Below are 23,812 nucleotides of genomic sequence, written 5' to 3' on the forward strand. Positions count from 1 at the left end.
CTGCAAAATCGATATCGAGTGCAGATGAATCTGTTTTTTTGCCGGAGTCACGGCTGTTCAGGCTCAGTCCTAGCGGGGGAGGTGCTGGCGGGCCCGCAGCCGGCTCTGATCTCTGGCGATGTCGATGAACTCGCGTGCGGCCCAGTCAAGGCGCGAGCCGCGCCGCCACACCAGACCGATGTCGATGGCGGGGATGGGCTCCTTGATGGCGCGGGCCTCGACCCGCTCCTGCTCCAGGGACCAGGGGCGGTAGGCAAAGTCCGGCAGCAGGGCGAGCCCGAGCTGGCTCGCCACCAGGCTGCGCACCGCTTCCACCGAGGCGGTACGCAGCACGATGCGCGGCGCGATACCGTAGCGGCGCAGGCCGCCGCCGATGATCTGGTCCAGCTGGTCGGCGGTCAGCGAGATCATGGGCTCTTCGCCGAGCGCCTTGAGGGAGAGGGTCGACTCGGCGCAGAGGGGGTGGTTGGCGGCGAGCCAGACCCGCAGCGGCGAGCGGGTCAGCAGCTCGGTATCGAACGCCTCCTGGCGGATGGTGCGGTTGGTCATCAGGATCCCCACGTCCACCTCACCGTTGACGATCTGGTGCTCGAGATAGGGCTGCTCATCCTCCTTCACCTCGATCTGCACCGCCGGGAAGGCGCGGCGAAAGCGGCCGAGGGCCTCCGACAGATAGTAGCCTGCCACCAGCGTGGTTACGCCTATGGTAAGCCGCCCCTGATCCTGCTGGGCTACCGCCTTGAGAGAGTGGCTGGCTTCGGTCATGGCGCCGAGGATGCGACGGGCGTGCAGCAGAAACTGGTGGCCCTGGGTAGTGAGGCTGACCCCGCGCGGATTGCGCTCGAACAGGGCGGCGCCGAGCTCGGTCTCCAGCTCGCGGATGGCGCTGGTGACCGCCGACTGGGAGATGTGCAGCTCGGCGGCTGCCCGGCTCACCGAGAAGCTGTCGGCCACCGCCACGAAATAGCGGATCTGGCGAAAGGTGAAGTTCATCTGGGCGTCCTGCCACGTGCGATCAAGGTGAGTGCCAGCTTAACCTCGAATCGCACCCAGACAAAAGGCGCCGTGATGGCGCCTTTGTCGTTGTTTTTACGGAAATTAGCGGGTTGTCACCGCCTCTGTGACCGGTACACGGTTCACTCCCTTGCCCAGATAGGCGAGGGTGATGGTCACTATGATGCAGGTGAAGCTGAGCCACATGTAGGGCAGGTAGTCGAGGGTCGCTACCCCCAGTACCCCGGCCATGAAGATGCCGTTGTCGCTCCAGGGCACCATGCCGCAGGTGAGGGTGCCGCCAAACTCGGCGTTGCGGGAGAGGTTCTTGCGCGCAAGCCCCAGTCTGTCGTAGTTCTTGGCCATGATCTTGGGGGTCAGGATCAGCGATACATACATAGCGGAACCGAACACGTTGGCCAGGAAGGCGGTGCCGATGGTGTGGCTGGTCAGGCTGCCGGCGCTGTTGATGCGCTTCTCGAAGGCACTGGCGATGACGGAGAGGATGCCGACCTTTTCCAGCAGACCGCCGAAGCCCAAGCCGAAGATGATGACGGCCACGGAACCCAGCATGGACTCCATGCCGCCACGGCCCAGGATGTTGTCGATGAAATCGACGCCTGAGGTGATGGCAAACGGGCTGTAGGCGGAGTGCATCGCCTTCACCGGATCCATGTCCTGGAAGACGATGGCCCAGACAAGACCCAGCAAGGCGCCGAAGCTGATCACCGGGAAGGCGGGCTTGCGGTTGGCCAACAGGCCCAGCACCAGCACCACGGGCACTATGGCCATGGGGGTGATGTTGAACTGCTTGTCGAGGGCGTCCATCACCAGATTGACCTGCTCCAGGCTGACGTTGCCGGAGTACTGCATGCCGACCACGGTGAACAGGGCGGCGGTGATGACGTAGGAGAACAGGCTGATGGGCAGCATCCCCTTGATGTGTTCCATCACGTCGACGTTGGACATGGTCGAGGCCAGCACCACGGAGTCGGAGAGCGGGGAGAGCTTGTCACCGAAGTAGACGCCGGAGAGCACGGCACCGGCTACCAGCGGCGCGGGTACCCCCAGGCTGTGGCCTATACCCATCATGGCGATGCCGGCGGTGGCCGCCGAGCCCCAGGAGGTGCCGGTGGCCAGCGAGGTGAGAGAGCAGATGATCAGGGTCGCCAGCAGGAAGATGGAGGGGTGTATCACCTTGAGGCCGAAGTAGATGATGCTGGGGACGATGCCGCCGGCAATCCAGGTGCCCACCAGGGCACCGACGGAGATCAGTATCAGGATGGCCCCCATCCCCTTGGCGACGCCGTCGACTGCCGCCTGTTCCAGGGATTTGTAATCATGGCCGAGCTTGATGCCGAGTCCCATGATGACGAACCAGGCGATGAACAGTGCCAGCTGGATTGGCAGATCCAGCACGCTGGTGAAGGAGAAGGCCAGGGCCAGGAAAATGGCTAGGCAGGCAAATACTTGCGACATGCCCGGCAATCGGATGTGGTGTTGTTGGTTTTGCATAGACGCTCCCTAAACTCTTGCTCGCCAAGGTCAGCCCCTCTCGTCCTGCGGATGCGTCGATCCCGAGAGGCTTACCAAAAGAGGGCGCAATCTACCATAAAGCGGAGGTGTAAAATCCCTGCTCATTCGGCAAAACAGCTTTAAAATTTTAAAATCCCACAAAATAGTTGATCTAATCGGCATTTTTCACTGTTCAATCGACACCGTTTGATAGCCGGAGATCCATAGGCAAGTTCGATTGCAGATGGCAACACCAAAGATGATAATAGTTATCATTAATGTTTTTTCGGACCAATGCCAATGAACTGGATAGCACGCGCTCTGATCTTGGCCGCCCTTCTGGCGGTGCTGGTCTGGGGTCAGGAGAAGGAATACGGGTTCTGGAGCCTGGGGTTCTTGCTGGCTGCCTGGGTCATGCTGGAACCCAGGCTGAGACCGGTGTTGATCCTGCTGCCGGTTGCGGGAATGACAGGGGTCGTCACTCTGCTCTGGCAGCAGGGTTGGCATTAAGCCTGGCGAGTGGGGACGGCCTGGATCTTGTCGTAGGCCTGGCGCAGGGAGGCGATGACCTTCTTCTCCATCTCGCTGCGTTCGGCGTCTGTCGTGAAGTAGATCATGTCGACATCGTGGCGGATATAGTGGGAAGGAAGCTGGTTGAGTGTCAGGCAGCAGAGGTCTGCCAGCTGATAGGGGGTCAATGTTCGAGCCAACCCCTGTTTTTCTATCTCCTTGAGCACCAGATGCTCATAGAAGTTGTGAATATCGGTATCCAGGATCATGGGAAAACCCCCGTGGTGGCGTAGCATCTTCAACAGCATAGCCATGGGGCATGAAAACACAAAAGGCCCGTTACTCTCGTAACGGGCCTTTGCAGAATGATGGTGCGAAGAGAGGGACTCGAACCCTCACATCCGTGGGACACTAACACCTGAAGCTAGCGCGTCTACCAATTCCGCCACCTTCGCACACTGATTTTCTCCAGCTGGTTTTTAAATGCGGTTGGAGCGCATTTTCTGTGTTTTACATGCCAGAAGCATGGTGCGAAGAGAGGGACTCGAACCCTCACACCCGGGGGGCACTAACACCTGAAGCTAGCGCGTCTACCAATTCCGCCACCTTCGCACATCGGGTTATCAGTCTGGATTTACATGCTGTCTGATAAAAGCATGGTGCGAAGAGAGGGACTCGAACCCTCACACCCGGGGGGCACTAACACCTGAAGCTAGCGCGTCTACCAATTCCGCCACCTTCGCACATCGGGTTATCAGTCTGAATTTACATGCCGTCTGATAAGAGCATGTTGCAGTATGGTGCGAAGAGAGGGACTCGAACCCTCACATCCGTGGGACACTAACACCTGAAGCTAGCGCGTCTACCAATTCCGCCACCTTCGCATCACTGCGGTGGGGGATTCTATAGAGTTTTGGGGGGGCGTCAACAGCCAAAGGGGACTTTTTTCGCTGTTGACGGATAAAGGCGTGCCAAGGGCACAAAACTTCAGCAATCGGCGTCAGACGGTGGCCAGCGCATCCTGATACATCTGTTCGTACAGGATGACGGAGTCTGCCCAGTCGAAGCGGGTGTTCATGGCGTGGTGCTGCACACGGGCAAAACGTGCCGGCTCCTGCAGATAATGGAGCAGGCTGCGGCGCATGGCATCGAGCAAGGTGCTGGCAGTGGGATCGTTGAAGCAGAAACCGGTCGCATTCGCCGGGTCAGCATCCCAGTCCACGACGGTATCTTTCAATCCGCCGACGGCCCGCACCAGGGGCAGGGTGCCATAGGCCAGACTGTACATCTGGTTGAGCCCGCATGGCTCGAACAGAGAAGGCATCAGGAAGAAGTCGGCGCCGGCCTCCACCAGGTGGGCCAGACGGTCGTCATAGGCATTGATGAAGGCAAACTTGTCGGGATGCTGCTGGGCAATGCTTTGCAACTGGGCGGCGAGAGAGGGATCACCGGAGCCCACAATTACCACCTGGACCTGATGCTGCAAGAACTTGTCCAGCGCCGGGATGAGAAGGTGTACTCCTTTCTGCTCGGTCAGTCGACACACCATGCCATAGATGGGGAGGTTGCCGACGGGGAGCCCCGTCTCCTGCTGCAGGATGCGCTTGCAGGTGTGTTTGCCATCCAGGTTGTCGGCATCATAGGTGGCGGGCAACAGAGGATCGAAGGCGGGATCCCAGTCCTGATAGTCACAGCCGTTGAGGATGCCACGCAGGTCAGCTGCCCGCTGCTGGAATACGCTGGCCATGCCGTGAGCGCCCAGGTGCGTCAGCAGCTCGCTGGCGTAGTTGGGGCTGACCGCATTGATCTTGTCTGCATAGAGCACACCGCACTTGAGCAGATTGATGTGACCATAGTCGTAGTTGATGCGCTGCTCGTAGTCGTGGATTTCCGGCACGGCCCAGAACTGCTGGCGATCGAACACGCCCTGAAAGGCCGCGTTGTGAATGCTGATGACCGACCGGGTGCGCTGGAAGAAGGGGTTGTGGGCATGACGGGTTTTCAGCAGCAGCGGCAGCAGACCGGTGTGCCAGTCGTTGCAGTGGGCGATGTCGGGAGCGAAACCCAGCTGTTCGCACGCATGCAGGGCCGCTGCGGCCAGAAAGGCAAAGCGTTCACCGTTGTCGGGATAGGCCTGGTTGTTCTCGGCATAAAGCTGGGGGCGGTCGAAATAGTGCGGGCAATCGAGCAGATAGACGCAGATCCCGTCCAGTTCCAGCTGATGGATGCGATAGCTGATATCACTGCGATCCTGGGGGGTGGGGAGCCAGCGCGAGGCGAGGAGGGTGGCCTCCTCCCGGCGCTTGATGGTCTTGTAGAAGGGCATAATGATGCGCACATCGTGCCCCTGACGGGCGAGATGCTGCGGCAGGGCCTTGGCCACATCTGCCAGGCCCCCGGTCTTCACCAGCCCCTCAACCTCCGAGGCTACAAACAGGATTTTCAGTGGGTTAATAGCCAACTCTTGCTCCCTTAGGTACCACGACGATACCGCCTTCGGATACGGTAAACCGCTCTCTGTCATGGTCCAGATTCTCACCGATCACGGTGCCGGGTGCAATTTCAACGTTTTTGTCGATGATGGCGCGGCGAATGGAGCAACCTTCGCCGATTTTCACATCCCCCAGCAGCACGGATTCACTGATGTGGCTGCAGGGGCCTATGTTGCAGCGAAATCCCAGTATGGATCGCTGGATCTGGCTGCCCTGAATGAAGCAGCCACCGGAGATCAGGGAGTTGGCGATCTTGACCTTGCAGTCGTCGGTATCGATGAAGGTGGCGGGGGGCAGGGGCGGGTAATGGGTGTGCAGCGGCCACTTGCGATTGTAGAGAGAGAAGGGGGCATCGTCGGCCACCAGGTCCATGTGTGCCTGCCAGTAAGAGTCGAGCGTCCCCACATCGCGCCAGTAGACGTTGGGCTTCTCGCCCGGGATCACGTTGGTGCTGTAGTCGTAGACATAGACGGGGGCACGGGGGAACAGGCTGGGAATGATGTCCTTGCCGAAATCGTGACTGGAGTTCTCCTCGGCGGCATCCCGCTTGAGCTCCCGATAGAGGGCCTCGGTCTCGAAGATGTAGTTACCCATGGAGACCAGGGCCTGGGTGGGGTCGCCGGGGATGTGTTTCGGGTGACGGGGCTTTTCTTCAAAGCCAATCATGCGCCCTTCCTGATCCACCTCGATCACCCCGAAGGCGCTTGCTTCCTCGATGGGCATGCGCAGTGCCGCGACGGTCAGGGCGGCCGCTTTCTGCTTGTGGAAGCTCACCATCTGGCTCACGTCCATCTTGTAGATGTGATCGGAGCCGAAGATGCAGACGTGCTCGGGGTCGGAGATCTCGATGAAGCGCAGGTTCTGATAAATGGCGTCTGCGGTGCCGTCATACCAGCGTTTGCCCATTCGCATCTGGGCCGGAATGGGGTCGATGAAGCGATCCGTGATGCCGACGATGTTCCAGCCCTTCTTCATGTGCAGGTAAAGGGACTGGGACTTGAACTGGGTGAGTACATAGATGCGCAGGAAGTCGGCGTTGACGAAGTTGTTGAGCACGAAGTCGATCAACCGGTAACTGCCGCCAAAGGGTACGGAGGGTTTGCTGCGGGTGGTGGTCAGCGGTTGCAGTCGGGTACCTTCACCGCCTGCCAGTATCATGGTGAGTATGCCTGCCATCGTCGTTCTCTCCCTGAGATCATGATGTTGAAAAGGTTTTCATGTCGCTGCGAAAAAAACACCCCTAAAGGGGTGGTAAACGTTTTCTTGGTACCTTAACAGATCCCGTCTGGCACTCTCTACTTGTTTTATTACAACCGTTGCACTTCTTTAAGCTTTGCTCAGATACACCTTGAATTTGGCATCGCCCGCGATCACCTCGGTCTGTTTGAAGTGCGCATCGAGTATAGGCTGGTATCGCAGGAAGGCATTGGCGACTATGGTCAGGGCGCCATTTGCGGTCAGGTACTCAGGTGCCTTTGCCAGGAAGGTTTCGGTGGCGGCGTAGAAGGTCTTGAGCCCGGCATGGAAGGGGGGATTCGAGACAATCTGTTGGAATGTTTCGGCAATGTCGGAATAGACATCGGAGGCATGAACACGTCCGCTCAGACCGTTGACCGCCAGGGTTCGGCGGCTGGACTCCAGTGCCAGGGCATTGATATCCACCATGGTGACAGCCAGGGCCGGGTTGCGCTTGGCCAGCACGGAACCGATGACGCCGGCGCCGCAGCCAAAGTCGAGCAGCTTGCCCGTTACGGGGGGGAGGCTCGCCAGCAGCATCTGGGTGCCGAGATCCAGGCCGTCTGCACTGAAGACCCCGGGCAGGGCCATGACGGTCAGGGTGGTGTCGCCCGCCTGGCACTCATAGCGACTGAACCAGGCGTCCAGCTCGAAGGGGACAACCGGTTTGTCGAACGTGCCGTGGTAGAGAGAGCAGCGGCGCGCAGAGTCGCGTTTGATCGGTTTCTCGCCATAAGGTGCCAGCAGCTTGTCTGCCCCGTTGATGCCGCCCCGGTTCTCGCCGGCGAGGAACAGGTCGGCCCCGCTTTCGAGCAGCGGCGTCATCATGGCCAGCAGGTATTGCGCCTCGGCCTTGGCCTTGGGCATCAGCAGCAGCAGGGCATCGAATCGGGGGGCGCCCCCCAGCTGGTGATCGAACAGGATGGCGTCTCCCAGAGCAGCCTGCTGGCTGCGGTAATAGCAGTAATCCGTGGTGAAGACGGTCAGGCTTTGTGCCAACTCGGCCAGTTGACGAGGATAATCATCCTCCAGGGCACCGCACACCAACAGCCGCTTGCCGACAAAGAGGGCTTGGTTACGTTCCAGCATCTGACTGACGGCACTGACAGGACGGCTCATTGGGTCTCTCCACGCATTTTTGGGCGGCCATTATACATGGCCGCTTTCGCCTTGACATTTATGCCGTGTTCCCGAAATATGCCCAGACGCCTTATTTACCCAGAGATGATGCAATGCGGTCATGCGTATCGAAACGAAAGCATAAACACAGCCTGACAATCGGGCCTGCTGGCGTGCGCGCGTAACCTCTCATCCCTGAGACGATTCAAGCCCCGGTAGCGACTCCCGTACCGGGGCTTTTTATTGACCAATCCATCTGTTTAGGAGAAGGAAATCCCATGTTTCAAGGTTCGATAGTTGCCCTGATCACCCCATTTCGACAGGGCCAGCTGGACGAGGCCGCACTGGCTCGCCTGGTAGAGTGGCACATAGAGCAGGGAACCCATGGCATAGTGCCGGTCGGCACGACCGGGGAGAGCCCGACCCTGACCCACGATGAGCATTGCCGCGTGGTGGAGCTGGTGGTCAAGCTGGTGGCCGGGCGCATTCCCGTGATCGCAGGTGCAGGCTCCAACAACCCGGTTGAAGCCATTGAATACACCCGCTATGCCGAGCAGATGGGAGCGGATGCCACCCTGCATGTGGCCGGTTACTACAACCGCCCCAATCAGGAAGGGCTCTACCACCACTTCAAGGCGGTGCATGACGCCACCACCAAACCCATCATCGTCTACAACATTCCGCCCCGCGCCATCGTTGACGTGCAGCCGGCGACCCTGGCCCGTCTGGCCGAGTTGCCGCGCATTGCCGGCGTGAAGGATGCCACCGGTGATCTGGCCCGCCCCTGGGTTGAACGCCAGCTCATCAAGAAGCCGTTTGCCTGGCTCTCCGGTGAAGATGCCACCGCCGTGGCCTACAACATCGGTGGTGGCCAGGGTTGCATCTCGGTGACGGCCAACGTGGCCCCCAAGCTGGTGGCCGAGGTGCAGAACCTGGCGCTGGCCGGTGAGTGGCAAGCTGCCCGCGAATTGCAGGACAAGCTCATTCCGCTGCACCAGGCCATGTTCGCCGAGCCGAGCCCCGCAGGGGCCAAGTATGCGGTCTCCCTGCTGGGTCTGTGCAGCGAAGAGTGCCGTCTGCCGGTGATGCCGCTCTCCGAGGCCACCCGCGAGCGCATCCGCAGTGCCATGCAGGCATTGAATCTGTTGTAAAAACTGGGCTCTGGATCTCGCTTTTGATTGCCCGGTCAATTAATGGCCGGGCTTTGCCGATATACTCGCTTGGATACAACCAAGGATGATTTGGCATGGAAGAATGGGATCCGGAGCACTTCACCAGTTTTGAACATCTCTGTGAAGTGACCTTGTCTGCGGTCAGGGAAAAAACAGAGGCTGAACAGATCTATCTGTGGCTGCGTGCTCCGACGCCCCAGCTCTATCACTATCGCCCGGAACAGGGTCTGCTCTGCCTGAGCGCTGACATCCTCTCTTCCCTCGAGTTGCCCATCCTCTTCATCGAACGTTCCCTTGCGCTCGGCCAGTTGCTGGTGGAGCCCATCGCGCCGACCCGTGCCATCTGGGAGAGGGAGAGCGTCGAACCCGAGATCCCGCGCCTGCGCGCCAGCTTCCCCCTCAAGCGTCACAAGGGGCTGGAGGCCGTGGTCTATCTGGAAACCCGCCGTCGTCTCGATCGCCTGCCAAGACGCCAGCAGCAGAGCATCCAGCTGCTCATGCATTATCTCGCCGCCGAGCTCGAGAGTCGGCGACTCGCGGGACAGGTGGATCTGGAGCGGGATCAGCGGCTCCACACCCAGGCAGACCTCGTGCGCAGCCAGGCCCTGCAGGACTCTTTCCTCAGCATGCTGCAGGCGCTGCATCAGGTGGGGGTCAAGCTCTCCCGCTGCGAGAGCGAGGATCGTTTGCTGCACGACGCGGTGGCACTGGCCCGCCAGGAGTTGCAGTTCGATCGCATCGCCATCTTCCTGACTGACAGTGAATTCAAGATCATGCACGGTACCTGGGGTACCAACGAGGCGGGTGAGCTCATCGACGAGCGCCATTTCATCAGCCCCATTCCGGATCACCCCACGGTGCAGGAGGCGCTGCGTCGCAAGGACTATGTCCTGGTGCTGGAGGACACGCCTCTCTATTACGAGAAGCAGGAGGTGGGTCGCGGCTGGAACGCCATGGTGTCGCTCTGGGACGGGAGTACCCCCATCGGCTGGATCGCCGCCGACAACCTGCTCTGGCGGCGCCCCCTCAAGGCGTATCAGAGCGAGATCTTCAAGCAGTATGCCGCCGTGCTCTCCCAGTTGCTGATCCGCCAGCGCACCCAGGAGAAGCTTGAGCGCTTCAATCGGGAGCTGGAGCTGAGGGTGCAGGAGCGCACCCGGCAACTGGCCGATACCAACCGGGCGCTGGAGGAGGCCAACCGGCGCCTCTCCCTGCTGTCTCTGGAAGATCCCCTGACTGGCATCGCCAACCGCCGCCAATGGGACATCACCATGGAACGGGAGTGGGAGCGGGCTCGCCGCCATCAGGGGGTGCTGGCGGTGCTGATGATCGATGTGGACGAGTTCAAGTCCTACAACGATCACTTCGGCCACGGCAAGGGGGATCAGTGCCTGCAGCGGGTGGCGGCACTGCTGCAGGACACCGAGCGGCGGCGTACCAACCTGGTGGCCCGCTATGGGGGGGAGGAGTTTGTCATCCTGCTGTGTTCACCGCAGCCGGGAGAAGCGGAGCGGCTGGCGGAGCAGATCCACCACGGCCTTGACGCCTTGCAAATTCCCCATCCGGCCTCCCGGGTGGCGGCGACACTCACCGTCAGCATCGGGTTCAGCTATCTGGTCCCGTCATCGGACAAGGAGTGGCAAACCCTGACCGAGCAGGCGGATCAGGCACTCTATCACGCCAAATCCCAAGGGCGGGCCTGTACCCTGGCCTATCGCTGACACCTGCGTGGGGGCTGCCTGCCCGGCATCAGATCCACGCCGCCCTGTATAAATGAGGTGGCAAGCGTTTCTCGCCATCTGGCGCATGGCGATGCGCCCGCGCTCTGGCTAGAATGGGGGCCCATTTTTCACAGACAGATCCTGCACCATGACCCTATCCGGATTTCAAGGCCTGGTTTTCGACCTCGACGGCACTCTGGTGGACTCCATGCCCTTGCACCTGGCCGCCTGGGAGCACACCGCCCGCGAGTTTGGCTTTCGGTTCGACGCCGACTGGTTTTATGAGCTGGGAGGCATGCCCAGCCGCAAGATAGCCCTGCTGGTGGCCGAAGTGCAGCAGATCGCGCTGGATCCCCTGGTGGTGACACGCTGCAAGACCGAACACTATGTCGCCAACCTGCACAAGGCCACCCCCTTCCCGGCCATGCTGGATCTGGTGGAACGCTATCACGGCCGGATCCCCATGGGCATAGGGACAGGCTCTCCCCGTATCAATGCCGAAGCGGTGCTGCGCAACACAGGGCTGGATCGGTATTTCCCCGTGGTGGTCACCGCCGACGACGTGGAGCTGCACAAACCCCATCCAGACACCTTCCTGCTGGTGGCGCGACGCCTGGGGGTCGAGCCCGGTCAATGTCTGGTGTTCGAGGACACGGGCATAGGCGCACAGGCCGGTGAAGCGGCCGGCATGCAGGTCTGCATGGTCAGAGAGGGAAAACCGGTCGGGTTGACCTGCTGAGTAACGAAGACGAGCGGGTCAACAACCTGCTCGGGAGAGAAGCCCCACTCTCATACGGGACAGGCGAAACATGAGAGTGGGGAGCAGATGTCACTGGCTGACGCAGCGACACCGTCAGGATGGGCGGGGGCGAGATTTACTGCTCGCTGCCGCCACCCTGGTTGTCGTCATAACGGCTGGGTGCGCCATGGGGGCGCGGCGCCATGGAAACCCGTGGCTTGCGGGCCCGCTGGATGCTGACGGCAGGACGGCCGGAGTGCATGGCAATGGTGGAAATCTTGGCCTTGTAGACCAGTTGCTGATTGCCATGGGCATCGGTCAACAGCACGCTGTACTGGTCAAAACCGCTGATGGTCCCCTCCAGCTTGATGCCGCTCACCAGGAAGATGGCGACCTGGCTACGGTTTTTGCGCAACCAGTTGAGGGCAGAATCTTGCCCGTTCCCGAGGGAGAAGGCCTGCTCGATAGTGGAGTAGCTTGGGGATTCAGTTGTCATAAATTATTGTCCCGCGGAAAAAAAGTGGCGTTTGATTGTGCTAAATGGTCACTGCCTTGTCAAAGTCATTCTCACACCCGGGCAGGATGGACAACGACAGGGCTGGTCGGCAGGGGCCGCTGCTGCAATAATTGGCGGCTCTGGCCCCGTGGCGGGCCTCATGCTGGGGTCTTATCTTGCATCCGGTTTCACACCAACATCCACCCACCTATACCCATGACGCGACCGCCTGCGAAGAGTGTGACCTGCTGGTGCCGGCCACCGAGCTGGCCGTGGGGGAGACGAGCAGTTGTCCGCGCTGCGGCCATACCCTGACTCGTCATCTGCCGGAGCAGGAGCGCAGGCCTATCGCCTATGGCTTTGCGGCCATCATCATGTTCGTGCTCTCCAACGCCTTTACCTTCATGTCGTTCTCGGCCAAGGGGGTGGGGCAGGAGATGACCTTCCTGCAGTGCATCACCACCCTGGTGGATCAAGGCTACCTGTTCCTCGGGGCCGTGCTGAGCATTACCCTGATCGGGTTGCCGCTGGTCTATATCGGCTCCATCATGCTGGTGCTGTGGCGCCTGGACAAGGATCTGCACAGCAAGGCCCTGCGCTCCCTTGGCCGCCTGCTGTGCCGGATCAAGCCCTGGCTGATGGTGGACGTCTTCCTCATCGGCGTGCTCATCTCGCTGGTCAAGCTGATGGGGATGGCCGACATCAAGATGGGGCTGTCGTTCTGGGCCTTTGTTGGCTACACCCTGCTGCTCATCAAGATGATCTCCTCCCTGGATCGGATGTGGCTGTGGCAGCGGCTGTTCGGCCCGACGGCGGCGAGGGAGCTGGATCCCGAGGAGAGCGCCCTGTCGTGCGGTCTGGTGGGCTGTCACATCTGCGGCGCCCTGAACGAGCAGGATGCCCATAGTTGCGTTCGCTGCGGGGATCACCTGCACAGCCGAAAGCCGGGTGGTCTGAACCGCACCTGGGCCCTGCTGATCACCTCGGTGATCCTCTATGTCCCAGCCAACCTGTATCCCATCATGGACACCGTGTTCCTGGGGGATGACAGCCCCTCGACCATCATGGGCGGGGTGGTGCTGCTGTGGGCCATGGGCTCCTACCCCATTGCCGCCGTCATCTTCTTCGCGAGCGTGGTGGTGCCGCTGGTGAAGATCCTGGCGCTGCTGTGGCTCTGCTACGTGGTGCAGCGCGGCCAGGGGACATCTCCCCTCGGCAAGCTAAAACTCTATCGCATGACCGAATTTGTGGGGCGCTGGTCGATGATCGACGTCTTCGTGGTGGCCATCCTGGCCGGTCTCATCCGGCTCGACAATCTGATGACCATCTACCCTGGCCCTGCGGCCGTCGCCTTTGCCGGGGTCGTACTGGTCACCATGGTGGCTGCCATGAGTTTCGATTCCCGCCTGATCTGGGATTTACAACAAGGAGAACGCGAACGTGAGTGAGCGTAAGACAAGGTGGAAACCGGGCTCTGATTTCATGAGTTCGGCTGCCGCTATCTGGATGGTGCCTTTGCTGGCGCTCTTCATCGGCGCCTGGATGCTGTTCCAGCATTGGTATTCACAAGGGCCGAGCTTCACCCTGACGGTGGCGACCGCCGAGGGCATAGTGGCGGGCAAGACGGTGATCCGTTCTCGTGAAGTGGAGGTGGGCCGTATCGAGACGGTGGAGCTCAGCGAGGATTACAGCCATGCCGTGCTCAAGGCTCGCCTGACCAATGCCGCCGCCGGCATGCTCAAGAAAGACAGCCAGTTCTGGGTGGTCAAGCCCAGGGTCGGGCGTGAGGGCGTTTCAGGTCTTGGCACCTTGCTCTCCGGTGCCTATATCGAACTTTCTCCCGGCAAGAAGGGCAGGGCGCGAAGCGAATACGCCATGCTGGACAGGCCACCCCTGGCATCCCTGGATGCCAAGGGATTGCGACTCTCCCTGTCCAGCCGGGATGCCAACGCGCTGGGCGCGGGTTCCCCCATCAGCTATCAGGGATTCACCATCGGCCAGGTCGAAGAGGCCAAGTTCCTGCCCGAGAAGAGCGAGATGCAGTACCAGCTCTTCATCAACGCGCCTTATGACGTCCTGGTGAGCAGCAACTCCCGGTTCTGGCTGACGCCCGGCTTCGAGGTCTCCATGAGCAGCGAGGGGATGAAGGTGAAGATGGACTCGCTGGAGAGCCTGATCAACGGCGGCATCACCATGGGGCTGCCTCCCGGCTGGTTGCCGGGGGAACCGGTGAAACAGAACGACGAGTTCGTGCTGTTCAAGGACGAGGAGAGCGTGCTGGCCGGTAGCCTGGATCAGTTCATCGACTATGTCTTCCTGTTCGACAATGATGTGGGCGGGCTGCATCCCGGCGCGGCGGTACAATATCGCGGCATCCGGGTCGGTACCGTCATCTCGGCTCCCTATCTCATCGACGACAAGGGCGTCCAGCTGTTCAAGAGCCGGCAGATCCCGGTGCTGGCGCGCATCGAGGTGCAGCGTCTCTCCCACCGTTATGCCAATGCGGAGAAGGAGCAGTGGCGGGCCCTGTTCAACAAGCAGTTCAAGGAAGGGCTGAGGGCCAGCCTCAAGACCGCCAGCCTGCTGACGGGGGGCAAGGTGATCGATCTGAACTTCTATCCGGATGCGCCTGTCTATCAGCCGCTCAAGATGGCGGGCTATCAGGTCTTCCCGACCGCCCAGGCCGGGCTGGATCAGATCGAGCGCAAGGTGAACCTCATCCTCGACAAGTTCGTCGACATGGACATGGCCACCACCCTCACTCAGGTCAACAGCACCCTGATGACGCTGGACAAGACGCTCAAGCATGTCAGTGCCGTGAGTGCGAATCTGGAGCAGTTTACCGGTCAGCAGTCGACCCAGCAATTGCCGGCCTCCCTCAACCAGAGCCTCAAGCAATTGCAGGAGACGTTGCAGACCTATGATGCCGGTTCCCAGACCAATCAGGAACTGCGCCAGTCGGTGCAATCCCTCAACCAGCTGATGAGCGAGTTGCAACCTCTGGTCCATTCACTGAACGAGCAGCCGAGTTCACTGATCTTTGACCGCGCTCGTCCGCGGGATCCCGAGCCCAAGCGAGGAAAATGATGAAAAAACGGATGATGACGCTGGCCTTGCTGGGCCTGCTGGCGGGATGTGGCAGTGCGCCGACGACGCTGCATTACTATTCGCTGGATGCCGACACGGCGCCGTCGAGTGTCACCACGGCGCAGCCGCAGCACCAGTTGGTGCTGCGCCCCGTCGCCCTGTCCGGTCAGCTTGACCGGATGAGCCTGGTCTATCAACTGGAGGGAAAGGAGCTGCACTTTGCCGAGTACCATCGCTGGGCAGGTTCCCTCGATGCCCAGTTGAACCAGTTGACCCTCAATGGCCTCTCCAGTCGCCTGCCTGGCTGGGTGGTGCGTCAGGACGGGGCCCGCAAGGGGCCTGTGCTGAGCATCTCGGTCGAGCGTTTCCAGGGGCGGCACGACGGCCGCGCCCTGCTTAGCGGTCGCTGGCGCCTGCTGACGGAGGAGGGGGTCGTGTTGAGAGATGTTCCCTTCCAGCAGGAGCGGGTGCTGCCTGCCGATGGGTATGGCGCCCTGGTGAACGAGCTGGGGCAGGGCTGGCAACTGTTGCTCGATCAGATTGCGGCGGATGTGCGCACGCGCAGCTGAGGAAGCATAAAAAAAGACGGGAGGCCATGGCCTCCCGTTTTGTTTGGGGTCGTCGTTATTGCTGTACTTCCGAGACGCCCTGTACCTTGACCTCTACCCGGCGATCCGGGGCCAGGCAGACGATCAGCTCGCGCTTGGATTTGCTGGTGCAGCTGTCGCCGGTGACGGGAGACTGCTTGCCACGCCCTTCCACATTGACCTTGCCGGCAGGCAGGCCCTTGCCAATCAGGTAATCGGCCACGGTCCGGGCACGCTGCTCGGACAACTTCTGGTTGTAGGCCTCGGAACCGATGCGGTCGGTATAGCCGATGACGGTGGCCGACCCGTCTTTGGGCCTGGCCTCTTCAATCTGGCTGTAGAGGGTATCCAGCGCCTGCCCGGCCTGGGGTTTGAGGGTGGCCTTGTTGAAGTCAAACAGCACGTCCGAGCTCAGGGTGAACTGCTTGTCGACCATCACGGGCTCGGGCGCGGGGGCGGGAGCTGCGACCGGCAGAGCCGGTGCAACCTGACCGAAGCGGTAGACGGCGGCCAGGGAGAGCAGGCCGTTGTCCATGCGCAGGCCGGTATCGTCACGGCTGCCATACGGGGTGCTGTACTGGTATTCGAGGCGGGCTGCCCAATCCAGGTTCAGGGCATACTCCGCACCGAGCGCGCCGACGAAGGTGAAGCGGCTGTCGTTTTCCAGCTGATCGCTGTCGGTCCAGCCATAGCCGCCCCCGACACGGCCGTAAAGGTCCAGATTGTCCGCAACCGGGAAGCCCAGTTTCAGCGTGAGCTGGGCCAGCTGGGCTTGCACGGAGTCATTGAAGGCCGCGCCATTGCGGGTGCCGCTGTACTTGAGCTTGCCAAGGTAGTCATAACCGAGTTCGACACCCAGATTCTGGTTGATCTGGTAACCGGCGAAGGCACCGGCGCCGACTTCATCGTCGTCTTTGTCGGTGATGGCGATGGCGTTGCTTTCATCGACACCGTAGAAGTTGGACCAACCCAGTTTGGCACCGCCATACCAGGTGTTGTCTTGTCCGGCTGCCTGGGCGTTGGCCGCAAGCAAGCCTGAAACCAGCAAGGTAATCAGTGTTTTGTTCATAGATGCCTCTGCAATCTTGTGTGTGGGGAGCGCGAATTCATGTCGCCTCGCCTCGTGGGTTGGGCCTGTGTTCGACCACAACACGTTTAAACGTAGCTCGCTTTTCTCGATCTACAAGCAACTGATATAAAACATATTGTGATATCCATCTGCATCATAGTGGAGACAGAAGACCGCCGGGGAACCGTGACTCGAATCTGTGATGGGTGTCATATGGGGTTGCTTGCCCTTGTCGGCAAGAGGGCCGGCGAAGCGCCGGCCCTGGCAGGATGGCCTCCGTTATCGAGGGAGGAATTCGTACTCCTGTTCGATGAAGGCGGCAGCCCGCTCGCTCAGGGCGGCGTGTACCACTGTGGTGGGGTGGACCTGGTCCCAGAACATCTTGCCTTCACAGTTCAGCTCGCCCGCACTGCGGCGCGCCATGGGCGTTGCGACGGCCTGAGCCAGCAGGGGGTTGCCGGCGATGGCAAGGCGCTCCTCGGGATTGAAGGGGGCCAGCCGACTGTCGGTGGCGGCGCTGCGGGAGGCAAACGGCTTCCACACATAGCCGCCGCCATAGCAGGCGTGTTCGGTGTCGCTCAGGCCGAAGTTCTGCGGCTCGCGCAGCATCTCGGCGAACTGCTTGTCGATCTCGAACAATTTCACCATGCCGGTGGGGGCCAGCTGGCGTGCCAGGTTCAGCAGCAGCTGGTTGTGGTAGGCGGAGACATGGCTGGCTGCCTCGACCACTTTCTGGCTGCGGGCCGAGGGGTTCTGGCCCAGATCCGGCAGGTTGAACAGCAAGATCTGCTTGGCGCCATTCAATACCATGCGGTTGGCCGCATCGCTGATGGCGTCGCGCACCCGCTTGGCATCCTGCTCGGTGTTCCAGCCATAGGCCAGGTAATCGTTGGCACCGACCCAGAGGATCACCAGATCATCGGGCTTGAAGCTGTCCTTTTGCAGGAACTGGGTCACCTCGTAATCCAGGTTGTTGATGACCTGATACTTGGGATTCCAGGAGATCTTGTTGTAGGCCACGGCAGTGGCGCCCCCTTCCGCCTCGTTGGCGATGGCGAGGCCCGGGAAGTGCTGGGTGAGCTGCTCCAGCCAGACCGGGCCATTGGAGAAGCGGCCTTGATGGTAGGGAGGGCTGGAGGGGAGGTAACCGCGCATCTTGGTGTACATCTTGCCGGTGTCGGAGAGGCTGTCGCCGAACATCACGATGCGGGAGAAGGGGGGACGCGTCTCGGCGGCATGGACCGTGAGGGCGAAGAGTCCCAATAAACACAAAAGCCATTTGTTCATGTAGCTGTTCTCATGGATGGGGCAGGGCGGGCCTGCGGGCTGTTCCTCGATGGCGGCGGGCTGGGAACCCGCATGGCCAGGTGAAAAGGTATCCACTCGAATACATTATTGCAGCATGCCGTGGCCATTTAATCGCTTGCGATCACATCACTCCTCCCTGAATGGGGAGGCTTCACGTTTGTTTCACGCGCCCCCGGGCAAGATGCCCTCATACCGCAAAGACAGGAGCATGAAATGAACAACGCAAAAGCAATCGCCCTGGTGGCCCTGATGTCCGTCTCTTCCTTCGCCATGGCGGCCTACACCGGCCCCAAGGAGCAGAACAAGGTATCGGTCGCCCAGTTGAAAGACGTGGCCGATGATCAGTGGGTGACCCTGGAAGGCAAGCTGGTCAAACACCTGGGTGGCGAAAACTACCTGTTCCGTGACGACAGCGGCGAGGTGGAAGTGGAGGTGGATGGTGACGTGTGGCGCGGTACCGAGGTGGGCCCTGACGATCTGATCCGCGTGCGCGGCGAGGTGGACCACAGCTGGAACAAGACCGAAGTCGAGGTGGAACACCTGGAGAAGGTGGGGGCAGCGCCCCTGAGCAAGGGTGGCTTCATCGCCAAGTAAGTTTTCAGGCCACAGTAAATGGGAAGGGCGCTCCAGGAGCGCCCTTCTTGCATGCCATCAGCCAGCCCGGCTTGCGACGGTTCGCTTGAACCCCTTCTCGGCCTGATTGACCTTGTAGAGATAGCGGCGAGCCTCTGCCTTGGGATGCTGTTCGGTCAGCACCTGATAGACGGCCTCGGGGGAGAGGCGGTTGATCATGCCGGGGGCCGCCTTGCGATCGTTGGAGAAGGTGTTGAGCACCCCTCCCGCACCACCGTTGTAGGCGGAGATCACCGCATAGCGGCGGGACTGGGGATCCTGGATATCCGCCAGATAGACGGTCTGCAGCAGGTGCAGGTAGGCGGTCCCCACATCGATGTTGTAGGCCGGATTGAACAGATCTTCCCTGGTCGGCTGGCCATCCTTGCCCTTGACCCTCACATAGACATCCCGCCCAGCGGTAGCCGGGATCACCTGCATCAGGCCATAGGCGTTGGCGTGGCTGACCGCATAGGGGTTGAAGCTGCTCTCGGTCTTGATCACCGCGTAGATGAGACTCTCGGCGACCCCGTACTTGCGGGAGGCGTCGCGGATGATGCTGGCGTATTTGTAGCCGCGCCTGTCTTCGTGGTTGGCCACCATGGGAATGTCGATGAAGAAGATGTTGCGGATCCCGAGGGTGCGCTTCTTCATCGCGTTGGCGATCAGATAGTCGGCATAACGCTCTGCACGCCAGCTGGAGCGGATCGCTTGTCCCTGGTTGTCCAGCACCTGGCCATAGAGGAAGGGCTCGCCACCTGGCATGATCTCACGGTCGGAATAGAGGTCGACCTCTGCCGGATCGTCCGGGGTCAGCAGGGTTTCGATGATGGCGCGACGCAGGTGGGCACGGGGATCCAGACCCGAGACGGTCTCCACCATGATGTGACCGCTGGAGAAATCGATGTGGGCGCGGCTCTTGTACTGATCCGTGTATTTGACGTAGTCAAACTTGCCCGCGAACAGCGCCTCGCGCCCCCATATCTCGTTCACGTTATGGGAGAGCGCACTGATCATGTGTTCAAAACCGCGCACGTCCTTGCCGTTGACCAGATCATCATCGCCACTCCCGCTGGTCTGGGGTGTGGATGAACAGGCAGAGAGAAACAGCAGGGCGCACAGCAGCCCAAAAAAACGACCCATAAGATCCTCAAACCGGGCGGTGGGGCCGCCCGTCACTGACTGGCCTGAGCCAGGATTGGTGTCACCCTGCGGCATGTCGACGACTCAGGGGGACGCTGGCCCTTTGACTCGATTCCCGCTCACTGGCTGGGAGGGGTGTAGCCGTCGATCTGGACTTCACCCGCGTCGAACAGATAGCTGACCATCTCTTTTTCCAGCAACTGGCGGTGCTCGAGATTCATCATGTTCAGCTTCTTCTCGTTGATCAGCATGACCTGCTTCTTCTGCCACTCGGTCCAGGCTTCCTTGCTGATGTTGTCGAAGATCCGCTTGCCGAGTTCACCGGGGTAGAGTTGGAAATCGAGACCCGGCGCTTCTTTCTTCAGGCGCAGGCAAAATACGGTACGGCTCATGTTGACCTCTGTGGTTGCAAGTCTGGTTGTAAGTCCGGGTAGGCGAGCAGACGGGCCGTGGCCGCCGCCAATCCCACCTCGGCAGGATGGCGTAAGTTATACCAGAGTCGGGTATCCGCTTCCATGAGCAGGGGGGCGGGCGGAACAGCCATTTCGATCAGCAAAGGGCGGATATCGAGGTGGAAGTGGCTGAAAGTGTGACGAAATCCAGCGAGCTCCTGATAGGCGGCATCCTCCAGCCCCAACTCCCGCAGTCGTCCGGTCACCTCGGTGAGGGATTCCACCTGCGGGAAGCAGTAGAGCCCGCCCCAGATCCCTTGCGGCGGACGCTTCTCCAGCAGCAGCTGATCGCCGTGGCGGATGATCAGCATAATGCCGTTGCGTGCCGGAATGCTCTTCTTCGGCTTGCTGTGAGGGTAGGCGGTGGGGTTGCCCTGCGACAGCCCCTGGCAATCGGCCTGCACCGGGCAGCGCTCGCAGGCGGGCTTGCTGCGGGTGCAGACGGTGGCCCCCATGTCCATCATGGCCTGGTTGTACTGGGCCACCCCGACGCGCGGGGTGAGGCGGGTCGCCAGCTCCCAGAGATCGTGCTCGACCTGCTTCTGACCCGGCCAGCCCGTCAGCGCCAGCCAGCGGGTGAGTACCCGCTTCACGTTGCCATCCAGGATGGCGTGGGGCTGGCCCAGAGAGAGGGAGAGCACGGCCCCGGCGGTGGAGCGACCGATGCCGGGCAGGGCCATCACCTCTTCCAGTTGTTCCGGAAAGAGGCCGCCGTGCAGATCGCGGATCTGCTGGGCAGCCTTGTGCAGGTTGCGGGCGCGCGCGTAGTAGCCAAGCCCGGTCCAGTGATGCAGCACCTCGTCGATGGGGGCGTTGGCCAGGGCCAGCACGTCGGGGAAGCGGGCCATGAACCGCTCGTAATAGGGGATGACAGTGGCAACCTGGGTCTGTTGCAGCATGATCTCGGAGACCCAGACCCGGTAGGGGGTTTTGTCCTGCTGCCAGGGCAGGGTCTTGCGGCCGTGGATCTGGTACCAGTCCAGAATGCGGGTGGCGAAGGTGGTGTTGTCTGAGTGGCTCACAGTGTACTCATGTTCTGATGATAAGTCCGCCCGCCATCAGGAGGGCGATCCTCGACCCGGCGCATGGCAAAGGTCGAGTGTAGGTTATTGATTAAAAAGGGGAGCTCTCGGGCTCCCTCAGAATGGGCGGTGACCCTCCCAGGAGAGGGCCACCGGATGCCGACAGATCAGCCGCGCCAGTCTTGCAGCGCCTTGAGGCTGGCATACTGGCCGCCGACCTGCAGGACGATGTAGTCCTGGGCGATGGCTGCCAGGATGACACCGGGGGCGATCTCATTGCCCTCGCGCCACTCCCGTCCATTGAGCACGACGGCCCGCTTGGCCGGGTCGGAGGAGTAGTTGTGGGCACCATAGGTCAGGGACGGTACCTGCTGTTTCAGGGCCGGGGCCAGGGCGCCGAGGGGGATGGCACTGGTCTGGACTTGAGCCTGGGGCGCACTCTCTTCCACCAGCGGCGTGTTGTTGAGGGCGGCCATCAGCCGCTCTGCCAGACTCTGTCCCCCCTGGCTTGCGGTAGTCGCAGCCGGGGTTGCGGCAGGTCTTGGAGCGACCACGGGCTCCGGCAGGGGGGGCGGCAGCGGCCGGGTGATCATGGGCCTGGGTTCGACCCGCACGAAGGGGGGAGTCACCACTTCCTTCACTTCGACCTGCTGTTCCACTGGTTTGAGGTGATAGAGGTGCCAGCCATAGTTGGCGGCGGCGCCCATCACCAGGGCCAGGGGCACCAGGGCCCACCAGATCCAGCGGCGGTTGGGCTCCTCTTCCTGGCTCACGGGCAGACCCATGAGCGGCATATGGGGGGTGAACTGGGGCTGGTCGGCCCGGCGCAGGGCCTTGAGCAGGGTGGACATCAGGAGGCCTCCTCGACCATGGGGTCCGTCTCATCATCTGCCACGCTGTCGAGATCGACCGGCGTGCTGGCTCGCAGGGATTCATCCTCCAGCCTGGGCATGGGTTCGCCGGAGGCCACATTCAGCCGCAGCAGGGTGTTGCTGCCGGCGATGCCGTCCGGGGTCAGTCCCTGCTCGCGCTGGAACTGTTGCAGCTTGTTCTTGAGGGTGGCATCAAAGCGGCTCACCTTGCGATCGGGTTGCTGCATGGCGCGGCTAAGGGCGTTGTCCAGCCACTGCACCTGGGCAGCCCCGGCATTGCTCGCTATCAGGGGCACGTTGCCCCTGGGCATGCGCCAGAGCAGGGTGTAGCTGCCGCCCCAGGCGTCGGAGAGCCACTGCCTGTCCACCTGCCAGCTCTGGTTGCCGATGAGCAGGGAAGCCTTGTCCGCCCCCAGGCTGACCAGGGTGGCGTAATAGAGGCCGCCGGTCTCGTCGGTGAGACTGATGAGGGCCGGGTATTGCAGCGCCTGCAATTGTGCCAGGGAGGCTTCTCCCTCCTGGCAGCGCAGGCCCGCACGGGGGGCATTGTCGCAGGTTGCCTCCTCCAGCTCGGCCTGGTAGCCCCATACCTTGTAGAGATTCTGCATGGCGACGTCCGGCTCCAGCGCCTGATTGATGGCGCGGGTCAGCTGGGCCTGCTGCTCTGGCGTGTCATCCACCTTGACCGGTACCTCGACCTTGACCAGGGGGCGGGCTGGGAAGAATCCAAAGAATTGCCAGCCCCACCAGCCGGTGGCGACCAGCAGGGCGCCCACCAGGGCGACCGTGAGGCCGGATTGCCAGCTCCCCTCGTCGCGAATACCGCTCACCTCATACGCGGACTGGCTGATGTCCCCGTGCACTATCTTGTGGCTGCCACGGGCGAAGGCGGCGATGAGGGCGCGGTCGCAGATGAGGTTGATGAGGCGGGGAATGCCCCCGGAGAGGCGATGCAGGGTCTGGATGGCCCTGGGGGTGAAGATGGGCTGGACGCAGCCTGCCACCTGCAACCGGAAGCGGACATAGGCATCCACATCCTGGCGCGAGAGCGGCAGCAGGTGATAGCGGGCGGTGATCCGCTGCGCCAGCTGGCGCAGCAGGGGCTGGCGCAGCATCTGTTGCAGCTCGGGCTGGCCGATGAGCACCACCTGCAGCAGTTTCTTCTCGTCTGTCTCCAGATTGGTGAGCAGTCGCAACTGCTCCAGCACGCCGGGCAGCAGGTGCTGGGCTTCATCCACCAGCACCACGCTGCGCTTGCCTGCCGCCAGATTCGCCAGCAGATGATCCCGGATAAGGTCGAACAATTGCTTGAGGCTGGCCTCTTCGCCGTAGGGCAACTGGAATTCGTCGCAGATGGCGGCCAGCAGATCCCGCTCGGTCAGAGAGGGATTGAGGATGTAGGCGATCTCGGTGTCGGCGGGCAATTGCTGCAGCAGACAGCGGGAGACGGTGGTCTTTCCCGTACCCACTTCCCCGGTCAGCAGCACGAAGCCACCACCGTCCTGCAACCCGTAGTTGAGGTGGGCGAGGGCCTCCCCGTGACGCTCGCTCATATAGAGGTATTTGGGGTTGGGCGAGATGGAGAACGGGGGCTCCGACAGACCGAAGAACTGTGTGTACATAAGGATCCATTCCATTGTTATGGGCGGCAGGTTAAAGCCTCCCAA

Annotated in this window: 21 protein-coding genes, 4 tRNA genes and 1 pseudogene; 8 read left to right on the forward strand and 18 right to left on the reverse strand. The window is 61.4% G+C overall.

Going from position 1 to position 23,812, the window contains the following annotated elements:
• Positions 1-69: 69 nt before the first annotated feature.
• Together AB5Y47_RS18995 and nhaC are read right to left on the reverse strand one after the other, a co-directional pair.
• Positions 70-993: a LysR family transcriptional regulator gene (locus tag AB5Y47_RS18995; protein ID WP_043152857.1), complete on the reverse strand. Its 924-nt coding sequence runs from the start codon at positions 991-993 to the stop codon at positions 70-72.
• Positions 994-1,098: 105 nt separating this feature from the next.
• Complete coding sequence (gene nhaC / locus AB5Y47_RS19000; protein WP_103243757.1) at positions 1,099-2,508, reverse strand: Na+/H+ antiporter NhaC; 1,410 nt, start codon at positions 2,506-2,508, stop codon at positions 1,099-1,101.
• Positions 2,509-2,808: 300 nt separating this feature from the next.
• Here nhaC and AB5Y47_RS19005 point away from each other — a divergent pair, with 300 nt between their 5' ends.
• Entirely contained in the window at positions 2,809-3,018 is a 210-nt protein-coding gene (locus tag AB5Y47_RS19005) for a hypothetical protein (RefSeq protein ID WP_043152850.1), read from the forward strand.
• Here the strand turns inward: AB5Y47_RS19005 and AB5Y47_RS19010 are convergent.
• The 8 genes and pseudogenes from AB5Y47_RS19010 to rsmC form a co-directional block, all read right to left on the reverse strand.
• On the reverse strand, positions 3,015-3,287 hold the full coding sequence (locus tag AB5Y47_RS19010) for a late competence development ComFB family protein (protein ID WP_029314828.1): 273 nt from the start codon (positions 3,285-3,287) through the stop codon (positions 3,015-3,017). The genes AB5Y47_RS19005 and AB5Y47_RS19010 overlap by 4 nt on opposite strands.
• Positions 3,288-3,387: 100 nt before the next feature.
• A tRNA-Leu gene (locus tag AB5Y47_RS19015) sits at positions 3,388-3,473 on the reverse strand.
• A 71-nt stretch (positions 3,474-3,544) separates the two neighbouring features.
• A tRNA-Leu gene (locus AB5Y47_RS19020) sits at positions 3,545-3,630 on the reverse strand.
• Between the two features lie 45 nt (positions 3,631-3,675).
• Positions 3,676-3,761 (reverse strand) — tRNA-Leu (locus AB5Y47_RS19025).
• A gap of 55 nt (positions 3,762-3,816) precedes the next feature.
• Positions 3,817-3,902 (reverse strand) — tRNA-Leu (locus tag AB5Y47_RS19030).
• A gap of 116 nt (positions 3,903-4,018) precedes the next feature.
• Positions 4,019-5,479: a glycogen synthase GlgA gene (glgA, locus tag AB5Y47_RS19035; RefSeq protein ID WP_043152847.1), complete on the reverse strand. Its 1,461-nt coding sequence runs from the start codon at positions 5,477-5,479 to the stop codon at positions 4,019-4,021.
• Positions 5,469-6,689, reverse strand: a pseudogene (gene glgC, locus AB5Y47_RS19040) (glucose-1-phosphate adenylyltransferase); the annotation flags it as partial. The gene glgA and the pseudogene glgC, both read right to left, overlap by 11 nt.
• 147 nt (positions 6,690-6,836) lie before the next feature.
• The gene (gene rsmC / locus AB5Y47_RS19045; protein WP_053288787.1) at positions 6,837-7,865 is read right to left on the reverse strand and encodes a 16S rRNA (guanine(1207)-N(2))-methyltransferase RsmC; all 1,029 of its coding nucleotides are present in this window, start codon (positions 7,863-7,865) and stop codon (positions 6,837-6,839) included.
• Between the two features lie 278 nt (positions 7,866-8,143).
• Here rsmC and dapA point away from each other — a divergent pair, with 278 nt between their 5' ends.
• From dapA to AB5Y47_RS19060, 3 genes are all read left to right on the forward strand, one after another.
• Positions 8,144-9,016 (forward strand): 4-hydroxy-tetrahydrodipicolinate synthase, encoded by an 873-nt coding sequence (dapA, locus tag AB5Y47_RS19050; protein WP_039040606.1) that lies wholly within the window; start codon positions 8,144-8,146, stop codon positions 9,014-9,016.
• Between the two features lie 95 nt (positions 9,017-9,111).
• Positions 9,112-10,758: a diguanylate cyclase gene (locus AB5Y47_RS19055; protein ID WP_043152843.1), complete on the forward strand. Its 1,647-nt coding sequence runs from the start codon at positions 9,112-9,114 to the stop codon at positions 10,756-10,758.
• Positions 10,759-10,906: 148 nt separating this feature from the next.
• Positions 10,907-11,497, forward strand: coding sequence for an HAD family phosphatase (locus AB5Y47_RS19060; protein ID WP_043152842.1), 591 nt, complete (start codon positions 10,907-10,909; stop codon positions 11,495-11,497).
• A 136-nt stretch (positions 11,498-11,633) separates the two neighbouring features.
• On the opposite strand, the gene hfq is transcribed toward AB5Y47_RS19060, so the two are convergent.
• The gene (gene hfq, locus AB5Y47_RS19065; protein WP_039040603.1) at positions 11,634-11,993 is read right to left on the reverse strand and encodes an RNA chaperone Hfq; all 360 of its coding nucleotides are present in this window, start codon (positions 11,991-11,993) and stop codon (positions 11,634-11,636) included.
• Between the two features lie 176 nt (positions 11,994-12,169).
• On the opposite strand from hfq, the gene AB5Y47_RS19070 reads away from it, so the two are divergent.
• The 3 genes from AB5Y47_RS19070 to AB5Y47_RS19080 are packed head-to-tail and all read left to right on the forward strand — an operon-like array spanning position 12,170 to position 15,649.
• Positions 12,170-13,441 (forward strand): paraquat-inducible protein A, encoded by a 1,272-nt coding sequence (locus tag AB5Y47_RS19070; RefSeq protein WP_043152840.1) that lies wholly within the window; start codon positions 12,170-12,172, stop codon positions 13,439-13,441.
• Positions 13,434-15,080, forward strand: coding sequence for an intermembrane transport protein PqiB (gene pqiB, locus AB5Y47_RS19075; protein WP_069651939.1), 1,647 nt, complete (start codon positions 13,434-13,436; stop codon positions 15,078-15,080). Before AB5Y47_RS19070 ends, pqiB begins: the two co-directional genes overlap by 8 nt.
• Positions 15,080-15,649 carry a membrane integrity-associated transporter subunit PqiC gene (locus AB5Y47_RS19080; protein ID WP_043152838.1) on the forward strand — a complete coding sequence of 190 codons (570 nt, stop codon included), beginning with the start codon at positions 15,080-15,082 and terminating at the stop codon, positions 15,647-15,649. The genes pqiB and AB5Y47_RS19080 overlap by 1 nt, the downstream gene beginning before the upstream one ends.
• 55 nt (positions 15,650-15,704) lie before the next feature.
• Here AB5Y47_RS19080 and ompA read toward each other — a convergent pair whose 3' ends face one another.
• The gene (ompA, locus tag AB5Y47_RS19085) at positions 15,705-16,736 is read right to left on the reverse strand and encodes a porin OmpA (protein ID WP_043152837.1); all 1,032 of its coding nucleotides are present in this window, start codon (positions 16,734-16,736) and stop codon (positions 15,705-15,707) included.
• 279 nt (positions 16,737-17,015) lie between these two features.
• Positions 17,016-18,023 carry an SGNH/GDSL hydrolase family protein gene (locus AB5Y47_RS19090; RefSeq protein ID WP_119197792.1) on the reverse strand — a complete coding sequence of 336 codons (1,008 nt, stop codon included), beginning with the start codon at positions 18,021-18,023 and terminating at the stop codon, positions 17,016-17,018.
• Between the two features lie 234 nt (positions 18,024-18,257).
• On the opposite strand from AB5Y47_RS19090, the gene AB5Y47_RS19095 reads away from it, so the two are divergent.
• Entirely contained in the window at positions 18,258-18,638 is a 381-nt protein-coding gene (locus AB5Y47_RS19095; protein WP_039040598.1) for a YgiW/YdeI family stress tolerance OB fold protein, read from the forward strand.
• Between the two features lie 57 nt (positions 18,639-18,695).
• Here the strand turns inward: AB5Y47_RS19095 and mltC are convergent, their stop codons facing one another.
• From mltC to AB5Y47_RS19120, 5 genes are all read right to left on the reverse strand, one after another.
• Positions 18,696-19,799 carry a membrane-bound lytic murein transglycosylase MltC gene (mltC, locus tag AB5Y47_RS19100; RefSeq protein ID WP_010675743.1) on the reverse strand — a complete coding sequence of 368 codons (1,104 nt, stop codon included), beginning with the start codon at positions 19,797-19,799 and terminating at the stop codon, positions 18,696-18,698.
• Positions 19,800-19,918: 119 nt separating this feature from the next.
• Positions 19,919-20,191, reverse strand: coding sequence for an oxidative damage protection protein (locus AB5Y47_RS19105; protein ID WP_010675742.1), 273 nt, complete (start codon positions 20,189-20,191; stop codon positions 19,919-19,921).
• Positions 20,188-21,273 (reverse strand): A/G-specific adenine glycosylase, encoded by a 1,086-nt coding sequence (gene mutY, locus AB5Y47_RS19110; protein ID WP_202016111.1) that lies wholly within the window; start codon positions 21,271-21,273, stop codon positions 20,188-20,190. Before mutY ends, AB5Y47_RS19105 begins: the two co-directional genes overlap by 4 nt.
• A gap of 167 nt (positions 21,274-21,440) precedes the next feature.
• Positions 21,441-22,124: a GspB family T2SS assembly factor variant ExeB gene (exeB, locus tag AB5Y47_RS19115; protein ID WP_053288784.1), complete on the reverse strand. Its 684-nt coding sequence runs from the start codon at positions 22,122-22,124 to the stop codon at positions 21,441-21,443.
• Positions 22,124-23,767 (reverse strand): ExeA family protein, encoded by a 1,644-nt coding sequence (locus tag AB5Y47_RS19120; protein WP_010675739.1) that lies wholly within the window; start codon positions 23,765-23,767, stop codon positions 22,124-22,126. The genes exeB and AB5Y47_RS19120 overlap by 1 nt, the downstream gene beginning before the upstream one ends.
• Between the last annotated feature and the right edge of the window lie 45 nt (positions 23,768-23,812).

Origin of the sequence: Aeromonas sp. R7-2 (genome assembly GCF_040908105.1) — a bacterium.
GTDB lineage: Bacteria > Pseudomonadota > Gammaproteobacteria > Enterobacterales > Aeromonadaceae > Aeromonas > Aeromonas caviae.

Excerpts from the sequence above, each read along its gene's own strand:
- AB5Y47_RS18995 (WP_043152857.1), bottom strand. The coding sequence starts at position 993 with ATGAACTTCACCTTTCGCCAGATCCGCTATTTCGTGGCGGTGGCCGAC.
- nhaC (WP_103243757.1), bottom strand. The coding sequence starts at position 2,508 with ATGCAAAACCAACAACACCACATCCGATTGCCGGGCATGTCGCAAGTA.
- AB5Y47_RS19005 (WP_043152850.1), top strand. The coding sequence starts at position 2,809 with ATGAACTGGATAGCACGCGCTCTGATCTTGGCCGCCCTTCTGGCGGTG.
- AB5Y47_RS19010 (WP_029314828.1), bottom strand. The coding sequence starts at position 3,287 with ATGATCCTGGATACCGATATTCACAACTTCTATGAGCATCTGGTGCTC.
- rsmC (WP_053288787.1), bottom strand. The coding sequence starts at position 7,865 with ATGAGCCGTCCTGTCAGTGCCGTCAGTCAGATGCTGGAACGTAACCAA.
- dapA (WP_039040606.1), top strand. The coding sequence starts at position 8,144 with ATGTTTCAAGGTTCGATAGTTGCCCTGATCACCCCATTTCGACAGGGC.
- AB5Y47_RS19055 (WP_043152843.1), top strand. The coding sequence starts at position 9,112 with ATGGAAGAATGGGATCCGGAGCACTTCACCAGTTTTGAACATCTCTGT.
- AB5Y47_RS19060 (WP_043152842.1), top strand. The coding sequence starts at position 10,907 with ATGACCCTATCCGGATTTCAAGGCCTGGTTTTCGACCTCGACGGCACT.
- hfq (WP_039040603.1), bottom strand. The coding sequence starts at position 11,993 with ATGACAACTGAATCCCCAAGCTACTCCACTATCGAGCAGGCCTTCTCC.
- AB5Y47_RS19080 (WP_043152838.1), top strand. The coding sequence starts at position 15,080 with ATGAAAAAACGGATGATGACGCTGGCCTTGCTGGGCCTGCTGGCGGGA.
- ompA (WP_043152837.1), bottom strand. The coding sequence starts at position 16,736 with ATGAACAAAACACTGATTACCTTGCTGGTTTCAGGCTTGCTTGCGGCC.
- AB5Y47_RS19090 (WP_119197792.1), bottom strand. The coding sequence starts at position 18,023 with ATGAACAAATGGCTTTTGTGTTTATTGGGACTCTTCGCCCTCACGGTC.
- AB5Y47_RS19095 (WP_039040598.1), top strand. The coding sequence starts at position 18,258 with ATGAACAACGCAAAAGCAATCGCCCTGGTGGCCCTGATGTCCGTCTCT.
- mltC (WP_010675743.1), bottom strand. The coding sequence starts at position 19,799 with ATGGGTCGTTTTTTTGGGCTGCTGTGCGCCCTGCTGTTTCTCTCTGCC.
- AB5Y47_RS19105 (WP_010675742.1), bottom strand. The coding sequence starts at position 20,191 with ATGAGCCGTACCGTATTTTGCCTGCGCCTGAAGAAAGAAGCGCCGGGT.
- exeB (WP_053288784.1), bottom strand. The coding sequence starts at position 22,124 with ATGTCCACCCTGCTCAAGGCCCTGCGCCGGGCCGACCAGCCCCAGTTC.
- AB5Y47_RS19120 (WP_010675739.1), bottom strand. The coding sequence starts at position 23,767 with ATGTACACACAGTTCTTCGGTCTGTCGGAGCCCCCGTTCTCCATCTCG.